The 10,034-nt window shown below is 70.5% G+C and carries 11 protein-coding genes; 5 read left to right on the top strand and 6 right to left on the bottom strand.

Features of this window, described 5'->3' with window-relative positions; genetic code table 11:
* From Q2100_RS26685 to Q2100_RS26675, 3 genes are all read right to left on the bottom strand, one after another.
* Window positions 1-862, bottom strand: an 862-nt coding sequence (locus Q2100_RS26685; RefSeq protein WP_302916489.1) for an MFS transporter, incomplete at its 3' end; no start/stop codon positions are given.
* A gap of 21 nt (window positions 863-883) precedes the next feature.
* Window positions 884-1,795 carry an SDR family NAD(P)-dependent oxidoreductase gene (locus Q2100_RS26680; protein ID WP_302916488.1) on the bottom strand — a complete coding sequence of 304 codons (912 nt, stop codon included), beginning with the start codon at window positions 1,793-1,795 and terminating at the stop codon, window positions 884-886.
* Window positions 1,792-2,400 (bottom strand): TetR/AcrR family transcriptional regulator, encoded by a 609-nt coding sequence (locus tag Q2100_RS26675; RefSeq protein WP_264015031.1) that lies wholly within the window; start codon window positions 2,398-2,400, stop codon window positions 1,792-1,794. The genes Q2100_RS26680 and Q2100_RS26675 overlap by 4 nt, the downstream gene beginning before the upstream one ends.
* A 178-nt stretch (window positions 2,401-2,578) precedes the next feature.
* On the opposite strand from Q2100_RS26675, the gene malQ reads away from it, so the two are divergent.
* Both malQ and Q2100_RS26665 read left to right on the top strand, forming a co-directional pair.
* Window positions 2,579-4,762, top strand: a complete 2,184-nt coding sequence (malQ, locus tag Q2100_RS26670; protein ID WP_302916487.1) for a 4-alpha-glucanotransferase — start codon at window positions 2,579-2,581, stop codon at window positions 4,760-4,762.
* Between the two features lie 79 nt (window positions 4,763-4,841).
* Window positions 4,842-5,261 (top strand): hypothetical protein, encoded by a 420-nt coding sequence (locus Q2100_RS26665; RefSeq protein WP_302916486.1) that lies wholly within the window; start codon window positions 4,842-4,844, stop codon window positions 5,259-5,261.
* A gap of 19 nt (window positions 5,262-5,280) precedes the next feature.
* Here the strand turns inward: Q2100_RS26665 and Q2100_RS26660 are convergent, their stop codons facing one another.
* Window positions 5,281-5,715: an SRPBCC family protein gene (locus Q2100_RS26660; RefSeq protein ID WP_264015028.1), complete on the bottom strand. Its 435-nt coding sequence runs from the start codon at window positions 5,713-5,715 to the stop codon at window positions 5,281-5,283.
* 28 nt (window positions 5,716-5,743) lie between these two features.
* Complete coding sequence (locus Q2100_RS26655) at window positions 5,744-6,589, bottom strand: lysophospholipid acyltransferase family protein (RefSeq protein WP_302916485.1); 846 nt, start codon at window positions 6,587-6,589, stop codon at window positions 5,744-5,746.
* 99 nt (window positions 6,590-6,688) lie between these two features.
* On the opposite strand from Q2100_RS26655, the gene Q2100_RS26650 reads away from it, so the two are divergent.
* Both Q2100_RS26650 and Q2100_RS26645 read left to right on the top strand, forming a co-directional pair.
* Complete coding sequence (locus Q2100_RS26650) at window positions 6,689-7,597, top strand: metal-dependent hydrolase (RefSeq protein ID WP_302916484.1); 909 nt, start codon at window positions 6,689-6,691, stop codon at window positions 7,595-7,597.
* Window positions 7,597-8,703, top strand: coding sequence for a PDR/VanB family oxidoreductase (locus tag Q2100_RS26645; RefSeq protein WP_302916483.1), 1,107 nt, complete (start codon window positions 7,597-7,599; stop codon window positions 8,701-8,703). Before Q2100_RS26650 ends, Q2100_RS26645 begins: the two co-directional genes overlap by 1 nt.
* Window positions 8,704-8,708: 5 nt before the next feature.
* Here the strand turns inward: Q2100_RS26645 and Q2100_RS26640 are convergent, their stop codons facing one another.
* Window positions 8,709-9,053, bottom strand: a complete 345-nt coding sequence (locus Q2100_RS26640) for a DUF7882 family protein (protein ID WP_302916482.1) — start codon at window positions 9,051-9,053, stop codon at window positions 8,709-8,711.
* A gap of 84 nt (window positions 9,054-9,137) precedes the next feature.
* On the opposite strand from Q2100_RS26640, the gene Q2100_RS26635 reads away from it, so the two are divergent.
* On the top strand, window positions 9,138-10,034 hold an 897-nt coding region (locus Q2100_RS26635), incomplete at its 3' end, for a serine/threonine-protein kinase (protein ID WP_302916481.1).

Below are 10,034 nucleotides of genomic sequence, written 5' to 3'. Positions count from 1 at the left end.
CGGCCCGCGCGACGGCCGCCTCGCCGAACCGGTCCACCAGCCGGTCGCCGAACAGCCGGCCGACGAACATGCACGCCACCAGCGCGATGTAGCCGAACGGGGCGACCGCCGCCGCCGCGTCCAGGCTGTCGCGCAGATAGAGCGTCGCCCATGTGCTTCCCGCGTCCTCGACCGCGGCGCCGGCGATGGCGATCGTCGCGAGTGCGCCGATCACGGCGTAGACACGCAGTCCTGCTCGCTGCCCGCCGGTCCGCGCCGCGGCGGGGTGGTCGTCGTGGTCGGAGCCGGTCAGCATGAAGCGGTAGGCGATCAGCACGGTCGCGCTGAACACCACGGCGGAGCAGCTCAGTTGAACGGCGCGAGGCACAGCCAGGGCGATCGCCGCAGCGCCGAGGAGTCCGCCGGTGATGGCGCCGGACGCCCACACCGCGTGAAACGAGTTGATGATCGAACGGCCGTAGTTGCGCTGCACCCGCAGCGCGTGTGCGTTCTGGGCCACGTCGGTCACCGCGTCGGAGGCGCCTGCGACGAACAGCGCAGCGGCGAACAGCGCGCCCGACGGCGCGAGACCGGCGAGGAGCACGAACACGGCGATGCCCAGGGTTCCTGCCACGCCGACGCGGGCCGAGGTGAACCGCCGGATCAGTGCGCCTGCCGCGATTCCGGCGACGAACGCGCCGCCGGAGAACGCCGCCACCGCCAGCCCGAACACGGTGTTGGACAGCGCGAGATCCGCCTTGATCTCCGGGAAGCGCGGCAACAGCGAGGCGAACAGCGCCCCGTTGGTGAAGAACAGGGCCGCCGTCGCGACCCGGGCCCGCCGGTCGCGCACCGCAGCCGCGCCGAGCTCTGCGGACACCATGGCCGCCAACCCTACCGGGCGTTAAATGGCAAGGGTGAGAAGGCGTTCGCTGGTCTCCCAGAGATCGCGGGCCCGGTCGGTGTCGTAGCTGTCGGCCGAGGAGCGGATCGGCCGCCGCCCGGAGAAGTACCGCCCGGTGACGTCGTCGAAGCGCGGGTCGGCGGCCAGCGCCGCCAGGTGACGGCCGGAGGCTCGGGTGCTGCGCACCCCCGGGAGCACGCGCAGGGCGGGAAACAGGTGGCGCCACAGGAATCGTTGTGCCGTCGAGTAGTCGCGCGCCAGACCGGAGCCGGGCATCAGGCCGGGGTCGAAGGCGTTCACCGTGACGCCGCGGCGTCCCCGGTCCAGGCGCCGGTCGAGTTCGTAGGCGTACAGCACGTTGCACAGCTTCGACGTGGTGTAGCGACGCCGACCGTCCGCGGCGCTCGACGCCCCGTCGGCGGGGTGGGCGAGTTCCTCGGCCGAGTTGTACTGCGGTTTCGGCATGCCGGAGAACTTGGCCGGATCGTGGGTTCCGCTGCTGACGATCACGACGCGGGCCGGCGGCGCGAGCTGGTCGAGCAGCCCGTCGACCAACGCGAAATGGCCCAGGTGGTTGACGCCGAACGTCAGTTCCACCCCGGCGGGGGTCCGTTCCAGACCCGAGACCACCTGCAGCCCCGCGTTGCACACCAGCGCCCGCAACGGCGGCAGCTCCCGCTCCGCGAGACGCGTCGGGAAGTCCCGCACCGAGGTCAGCGACGCGAGGTCGAGGGGCAGCACCGTGCACCGCGCAGCGCTGCCGAGCCGGCCCACCGCCTCGGCTCCGCGGTGTGCGTCGCGCACCGCCAGCACGATGTGCCACGAGGGGTTGGTGTCGAGCAGCGCCCGCACGCACTCGAAACCGAGCCCGCTGTTGGCGCCGGTGATGACGGCGGTCCGGTCGACGGTCACTGTTCCTCCAGGAGTACGGGGATGAGCGCGGTGATGGCCTGAAAGAGGCGGCGGTACATGCGTTCGACGTCGGTGTGGCCGGGTTCGAGGTGGTCGGCGAGGAACACGCCGTCGGATTGGGCGACCGCGAACGTGGTCAGCTCGTCGGCGACCCGCGCGGCCACCTGAGGCGTGGTGTCCGGCGGCAACATCGCACCGATGGCCGACCGGAAACCCGCGATCGCGGTGTCGCGCACCCGGCGCACCACCGTGGCCACCGCCGTGTCGTCGTGGCGTTCGAGCGACAGCAGGTAGAACAGCCGCAGGAAGTCCGGGTGCTGGGCGAGCAGCCGCGCGGTGGCCTCCAGCTGTTCGGGCGGGGTGGCCGCGCCTGCGTCGGGGATCGCGGCGAAGAAGCGCTCGGCGCCGCGTTCCATGACGGCGGCCAGCACCCCTTCCTTGGACCCGAAGTGCCAGTAGATGGAACTCGGCGGCAGTCCGCAGGCCCGCTGGATGTCGCTGATCGACGTCGCGGCGTAGCCGCGGGTGGCCATCAGGCGCTCGGTGACATCGAGGATGTGCGCCCGCGAGGTCTGTCCCTGCTGTTGCTTCTTCGTCAGCGTCACCGGGCACCTCCTCTGTAGGGATCGCTACAGTCACAACATAGCAGAAGCCGCACCCCGTCGTCCGGGACGGCGGATTAGGTTCGTGCAGAACGGGAATGCCCGGCCCGACAGATTCAGCAGGTCCCGAGAGGAGTCTTCGATCCGCGATGCCGACCGACTACGGGCAAGATTGGCTGCCATGACCGAACTGCCCGCGTCGCTCGTCGAACTCGCCGGGCGCTACGGCGTCGCCACCCGATTCGAGGACTGGACCGGTCGACAGGTGACGGTCGCGGAATCCACCCTGACCGCCGTGCTCGCCGCGCTCGGCGTGGCCGCGGACACCGAGGACGACCGCGCCGCCGCCCTGGCCGGCCACGAGCGCGAGTACTGGCAGCGTCCGCTGCCGCCGATCGTGCTCGCCCGCTCCGGCGCTGTCTCGTCGTTCTGGGTGCACGTCACCCACGGCGAGCCCGTCGAGGTGTCGCTGCGGCTGGAGGACGGCACCGAGCGCACCGGTCTGCGGCAGCTGGAGAACAACCGCGACCCCTATGAGGTCGACGGCCGCCGGATCGGTGAGGCCAGCTTCGAGGTGCCCGACGACCTGCCGCTCGGCTATCACCGCGTGCTGATGCACTCGGGCGCCACGCACGCCGACACACCGCTGGTGGTCTCCCCCTCGACGCTGGCACTGCCCGCCCGGCTCGGCGCCCGGCGCAGCTGGGGGCTGGCCACCCAGCTCTACAGCGTCCGGTCGCGGAACTCCTGGGGCATCGGCGACCTCACCGACCTGACCGACCTCGCCGTCTGGTCGGCGGCCCGGCACCAGGCCGGCTTCATCCTGGTCAATCCCCTGCACGCGGCGGCACCCGCACCTCCGATGGAACCGTCGCCGTACCTGCCGACGTCGCGCCGCTACGTCAATCCGGTGTACCTGCGGGTGGAGGCCATCCCCGAGTTCGCCTACGTCCGCGGCCGCAACCGGATCCGCAAGGCCCGCGCCGGCGTGCAGGACAAGGCCGACCGAGCCGACCTGATAGACCGGGACACGGTGTGGCGGGCCAAGCGCGCCGCACTCGCGAAGGTCTACGAGGTGCCGTGGTCGGCCGGCCGCCAGCTGGCCTACGAGGCCTACTGCACCCGCGAAGGCGCCAGCCTTGACGCGTTCGCCACCTGGTGTGCCCTGGCCGAGCGGCACGGCAACGACTGGCATCGATGGCCCGAGGAGTTCCGGCGCCCCGACAGCGCCGCGGTCGCGCAGTTCGCCCGCGACCACGCCGCCACCGTCGACTTCCACCGCTGGCTGCAGTTCGCGCTCGACGAGCAGCTCACGGTCGCCCAGGCGACTGCCCTGCAGGCCGGCATGGACCTCGGCATCATGACCGACCTCGCCGTCGGGGTCGACCCGAACGGCGCCGACGCCTGGGCGCTGCAGGACGTCCTCGCACTGGGGGTGACCGCGGGAGCGCCGCCGGATGAGTTCAACCAGCTCGGCCAGGACTGGTCGCAGCCGCCATGGCGGCCCGACGAACTGGTCGCGCAGGCCTACGAGCCGTTCCGGGCGCTGGTCAGCGCGGTGCTGCGGCATGCCGGCGGGGTCCGCATCGACCACATCATTGGCCTGTTCCGGCTGTGGTGGATCCCCCGCGGCGCGCCCCCGACCGAGGGCACCTATGTCCGGTATGACCACGAGGCGATGATCGGCATCGTCGCGCTCGAGGCGCACCGCGCCGGCGCCGTCGTGGTCGGTGAGGATCTCGGCACCGTCGAGCCGTGGGTCCGCGACTACCTGGGCGAACGGGGCGTGTTCGGCACGTCGATCCTGTGGTTCGAGCTGGACCGCGACGGCAACGGCGGGCAGGAGCGCAGCGACTCGGGGAATGACAACGGCCAAAGCCCGCCGGGACCGCTGCCGGCCGAACGGTGGCGGGAGTGCTGCCTGTCCTCGGTCACCACCCACGACCTGCCCCCGACCGCCGGCTATCTGGCCGGCGAACACGTTCGGCTGCGCGAGGAGCTCGGGTTGCTGACCCGTCCCGCCGCGGAGGAACTCGCCGACGACCGCGCCCAGCAGGCGGCGTGGCGGGCCGAACTGCGCCGCGTCGGGCTCCTCGACGAGGACGCCGGTGTCGAGGAGACGGTGCTCGCACTGCACCGCTATCTCGGGCGCACCCCGTCGAAGCTGCTGGCGCTGTCACTGGTCGACGCCGTCGGCGACGTCCGCACCCAGAATCAGCCCGGGACGTCGGACGAGTATCCGAACTGGCAGATCCCGCTGAGCGGCCCGGACGGTCGCCCGGTGCTGCTCGAAGACGTGTTCACCGACTCGCGGGCCGCCCGGCTGGCCGAGGCGATGGCTCAGCAGGTCAACCCGCCGCTGTAACGCCGAAGGACTCTTCTCCGGTTTCACAATCGTCACAGCTGCGATATGTTCGCACCGCACTCGATCCGACGGAGGCCACGTGAACAAGCTCGTCCTGCTCGGCGCCGGAGTCGTCGCCACCGGCGCGGCCGCCCTGATCACCGCGGGAGCGGCCGGGTCCCAGCCCGCCGACGCCAGCTCGATCAACGTGGTCGGCGAGCCCTACCTCAAGGCGCAGCAGATTCTGAAGAGCCAGGGCATCACGGCCACCTTCAGCGGTTCGGTCGGCAGCGCCCTGCCGCAGTCGCAGTGCCTCGTGGGCTCCCAGAAGATCAACTCCGTGGGCAAGATGCTGCTCACGCTGGACTGCTCGGCCGCGGCTGAAGAGCAGCTCAAGGCGATGGGCCCCGCGGGCGGACCGAGGGTCGGCAAGAACGGCGTCACCACCGTGACCCCGACCCCGATGGTGCCGATCGCGGGCGCACCCGGCGCCGGTGCCGGACCCATCCCGGCGCGCTGAGCCCGTCTCAGATCGCTACCTACGTCTCTGACATCGTCCTCAGGTTGTCGAGCGTCTGATTCATGGTTCGGCCGACCTGCCGCGCGGCGACCCGGTCGGCGATCAGTCCGAGCAGGCCGCCGGGCGCCTCGTAGGCCAGCCGGAAATTCACCTTCGTCTTGCCGTCGCCGCAGTCCCGCAGCCGGAACCGGCCACGCATCGTGATCCCGGTGATGCCGATCCAGGCCAGATCCCGCCGGTCGTCGAACTCGACCACCTCGATCACCCCACCGACCGGCACCGAGCCGATCTTCCAGTGCGCGGTGTAGCGGGCTCCGATGCCGGCGTCGCCGTCGGTCACGGTCTCCCACCGCTCCAGGTTGGCCATGAATTCCGGGTAGCAGTCCGGATCGCTCACGTGCTTCCACACCGCGTCGCGATCGGCGTCGACGATGATGCTCCGTTGCAACCTCATGACTGTTTCCTTTTCGCGCAAGCGCTCATCAGCCGAGCACCGGGAACCGTCGCCGCGCCGCCAGTCGGTCCACGCCGGCCTGCAGGCTGCTCAGCACCTTGTCGTTGATGACGTCGTCGTCGCTGGCCGCGATGTCGTCGGCGCCGATCGGGTCCTGCACCTCGATGGCGATCTTCGTCGGCAGCGGGAGCCGCGGCACCATGTCGGTGACCACCAGTCCCCACGGCGGGGCGAGGGCGATCGGCACGCTCTTGAGCCGCAGCGTCTTGTCGACCCGCAACAGCCGGGCCAGCCACTGACCGCGATCGAGGAACAGTGCGGCCTCCTGTCCGCCGACGCTGGCCACGGGAACGATCGGCACCCCGGCCTCGCGGGCGAGCTTCACGTACCCCTTGCGGCCACCGAAATCGACATCGTGGCGTTTCCAGGACGGCCGGAACACCTCGTAGTCGCCGCCCGGGTACACCAGTAGGGCGGCACCGGATTCGAGCGCCATCACCGCGTTGTCGTGGTTGGCCGCGACGGTGCCGAATTTGCGCAGCGATCCCAGGCCGGGCATCGACACCACCAGGTTGTGTGCGAGCTGGTAGAACGGCCGCTCGACCCCGAAGTACGAGCAGAACGCCAGCGTGAACACGAAGGTGTCGGGCGGCAGGTTTCCGCCACTGTGATTGCCGACCAGCAGCACGGGGCCGTCGGCGGGAATGCGGTCCAGACCCTTGACGTCGGCGCGGAAGTACAGCGAGGCCAGCAGCCACAGCCCCGGCAATTGCTCCCGGATGTAGTCCGCATCGCGCTGATCGAGGTCGGCGGTGGGCACCCGCGCCGACACCTGTTTCTTTGCCCACTCGAGCGCGTCGCCGATACCTGCCATGCCCCCTGTTATTGACATCACACAACTAGCCGAAACCTGCGTTCCCACGTACCGGTCGTAGACTGCGGGTGATCGGCACCGCGCCCCGGGAGGTCAGCCATGTTGCGTCCGCGCCGCTTCGAACGGGAGATCGACCCGGGCCCGGTTCAGATCCAGGCCCGCAAAGTGTACTTCGACGTCACCGGTGTCCCCCTGCACTGGATCCCTGACCACCCCGTCGCGTCCCACATGGTCAGCCTGCTCAACATCGTGCTGCCCGCGGCCGAGCGGTGGTTCGTCGCCACCTACAACGAGGCGTTGCCGCTGGTGACCGACGCGAGACTGGCCGAGGACATGCGCGGCTTCATCGGTCAGGAGGCCACCCACGCCGACACCCACGACCGCGTGCTGCACGAATTCCTGATCGATCACGGTGTCGACCCTGCGCCGATCCTCGACCAGATCGAGTACGTCTTCGGAAAGGTGTTGACGCCCAGGGAGTTCAGCGGTCCCGATGCGGAGCGGCGACGGCTCAACCACCTGTGCGACCGGCTGTGGCTGATCGCGGCCATCGAGCACTACACGGCGGTGCTCGGCGACTTCTCACTGAACTGCACGTGGGACGACCACGATGCCGACCCCACCATGGTGGACCTCTTCCGCTGGCACGGCAGCGAGGAGGTCGAGCACCGTAGCGTCGCCCACGACGTCGCCGTGCACTTCCACGACAGCTACCCCGACCGGATCCGCGCGATGATGATCGCCGTCCCGATGATGTTGGCGTTCTTCCAGCGCGGCGTGCGACACCTGACGCATACCGATCCCCGGACCGAGCTCGGCTGGTGGCGGCTGCAGCGGCTGCGGATGCGCGACTCCAAGGCCGGTCTGCTGCCGAAGTACCGCACTCTCTTCGGCTCCAACACCCTGATGTACTTCCGGCCGGGTTTCACCCCCGAGTCCATGGGATCGACCGCGCAGGCCGTGGCCTACCTGGCCAGTTCGCCCGCTGCGCGCAGCGCCCATCCGTGATGGCGGTGTTCACCAGGTTCCGCGCCGCTCCGCCGAGCGCTTCCGACCCCCAGCGCCCCGACCTGCTGATCGGTCTCGCCGACGCGGCGATCACCGGGCTGTTCGGGTTGTCCGGCGCCATCCGCAGGATCTCGACCCCCGCCGCGCGCGACCGCAGCATCGAGCTGACCGTCGCGGCCCGCGACGTGGTCGCCCGCGACCAGGACGTGCTCGCGGTGACGTTGACCGCCGCGGACGGCGGCGTCTTGCCGCGCTGGTTCCCCGGCGCGCATCTGGACTTGCACCTGCCCAGCGGCCGGGTCCGGCAGTACTCGCTGTGCGGCGACCCCGGGGCATCCGACCGCTACCGGATCGCCGTGCGGCGGATCCCCGGCCGTGGCGGCGGCTCCATCGAGGTGCACGAGGCGCTGCGGATCGGCGCGACCGTCCGCACGCTGGGCCCGCGCAACGCCTTCCCGCTCACCGTGCCGGGTTACGGGTCACCGGCGCACCGGTTCCGCTTCGTCGCAGGCGGCATCGGGATCACCCCGATCCTGCCGATGCTCGAGCAGGCACATCGCCTCGGTGTCGACTGGTCGATGCTCTACACCGGCCGCAGCCACGACAGCCTGCCGTTCCTCGACGAGCTGGTCAGGTTCGGCGACCGCATCACCGTGCGCACCGACGACATCGACGGACTGCCGACAGCGCGCGACCTGCTCGGTGACGATCCTGCCGGGGCATCGGTCTATGCCTGCGGTCCCGCCCCCATGCTCGACGTGATCCGCACCGCGCTGGCAGGCCGCGGCGACGTCGAGCTGCACTACGAGCGGTTCGCCGCGGCACCGGTGGTCGACGGCGCCGAGTTCGTCGCCGCCGCGGCCGCCTCCGGCGTGACCGTCCGGGTGGGCGCCGACGAGAGCCTGCTCGCCGCGTTGACGCGGGCCGGCGTGCAGGCGCCGTATTCCTGCCGCCAGGGTTTCTGCGGCACCTGCCGCACGCGTGTGCTCGACGGCGAGGTCGACCATCGCGACACGCTGCTCACCGGCCCGGAGCGCGCCGCAGGCATGATGCTGACCTGCGTGTCACGGGCGCCCGAGGGTCACGTGCTCACCGTCGACCTGTAGCAGCCTCAGACGTGCTCGGCGAACGGCCACCACACGCCGTCGCTGCCGCGCACCCCGTTCGGCTGGTCCATCGCCGCGGTGAGCGCGTCGATCTCCTTGTGGTCCAACGCCACCGGCGCCACCTTGGCGCCGTCCTCGCCGGAGACGTCGTAGCTGAAGGCCAGCGGGATGCCCGGGTGCAGCCAGTGACTGGTGGTGACCTCCGCGCCGCCCTCACCCTGGCCCGTCATGGTCAGGAAGAAACCCTTGCCGGTGGCGAACCGGGCAGCCACCGCGGCCTGCAGATGGGCCACGAAGTGGTTGGTGAACGTGCCGGGTATCGGCTGCCCGCCAGAATGAACCGTTGCCACAGAGGTCGTCCCTTCGGTCGTCGACGCTGAACTGTCACCGTCTACCTTCTCTGACTCGGGACGTCGCTGCCGTACTATTCGCCCATGCCGTTGGCCGATGGGGCGACGTTCGCGGGTTACACCATCGTCCGCTTGCTCGGTTGGGGCGGCATGGGTGAGGTGTATCTGGCCCAGCACCCACGACTCCCGCGCCAGGACGCGCTCAAGGTGTTGCCCGCGACGGTGTCCGCCGACGAGGAGTACCGGCAGCGATTCCACCGCGAGGCCGACATCGCGGCCACCCTTTGGCACCCCCACATCGTGGGCGTGCACGACCGCGGCGAATACGACGGCCAGATCTGGATCTCGATGGATTACGTCGAGGGCACCGATGCCGGCCGGTTGATGCGCGACCGCCATCCCGACGGCCTGCCCCAGCGCGAGGTGCTCGCCATCGTCTCCGCCATGGCCGACGCCCTCGACTACGCCCACGCGCGCAACCTGCTGCACCGCGACGTCAAACCGGCCAACATCCTGCTCGGGCATCCGGAGTCCGGCGAGCAACGGATCCTGCTCGCGGACTTCGGCATCGCCAGGTGGACCGACGACATCAGCGGGCTGACGGCCACGAACATGACCGTCGGCACCGTGTCCTACGCCGCGCCCGAGCAGCTGATGGGCGAGCGGCTCGACGGTCGCGCCGACCAGTATGCGTTGGCCGCCACCGCTTTTCATCTGCTGACCGGCACACCGCCGTTCCAGCACAGCAATCCGGCGGTGGTGATCAGCCAGCACCTCACCTCGACACCGCCGGCCCTGGCCACCCAGCGTCCCGAGCTCGCGGCACTGGATCCGGTGCTGGCGAAGGCACTGGCCAAGAAACCGGCCGACCGCTACGAGCGGTGCGCCGACTTCGCCCGTGCCCTCGCCCACCAGTTGGGTGTCGGCGCCGCGGGCGACACCCGGCTCGCGACGGCGACCACGCCCGCCCCGGCCCGCAGG

This window comes from Mycolicibacterium arseniciresistens, assembly GCF_030519285.1.
In the GTDB taxonomy this organism is placed as follows: Bacteria; Actinomycetota; Actinomycetes; order Mycobacteriales; family Mycobacteriaceae; genus Mycobacterium; species Mycobacterium arseniciresistens.
Note: the sequence above shows the minus strand (reverse complement) of the source record. Positions and strands in the feature narration are given on the sequence as shown.

What these genes read in the sequence shown, in the direction of transcription:
- Q2100_RS26645 (WP_302916483.1), top strand. Translation starts at nt 7,597, where the DNA reads ATGGCGGTGTTCACCAGGTTCCGCGCCGCTCCGCCGAGCGCTTCCGAC.
- Q2100_RS26655 (WP_302916485.1), bottom strand. Translation starts at nt 6,589, where the DNA reads ATGGCAGGTATCGGCGACGCGCTCGAGTGGGCAAAGAAACAGGTGTCG.
- Q2100_RS26650 (WP_302916484.1), top strand. Translation starts at nt 6,689, where the DNA reads ATGTTGCGTCCGCGCCGCTTCGAACGGGAGATCGACCCGGGCCCGGTT.
- malQ (WP_302916487.1), top strand. Translation starts at nt 2,579, where the DNA reads ATGACCGAACTGCCCGCGTCGCTCGTCGAACTCGCCGGGCGCTACGGC.
- Q2100_RS26660 (WP_264015028.1), bottom strand. Translation starts at nt 5,715, where the DNA reads ATGAGGTTGCAACGGAGCATCATCGTCGACGCCGATCGCGACGCGGTG.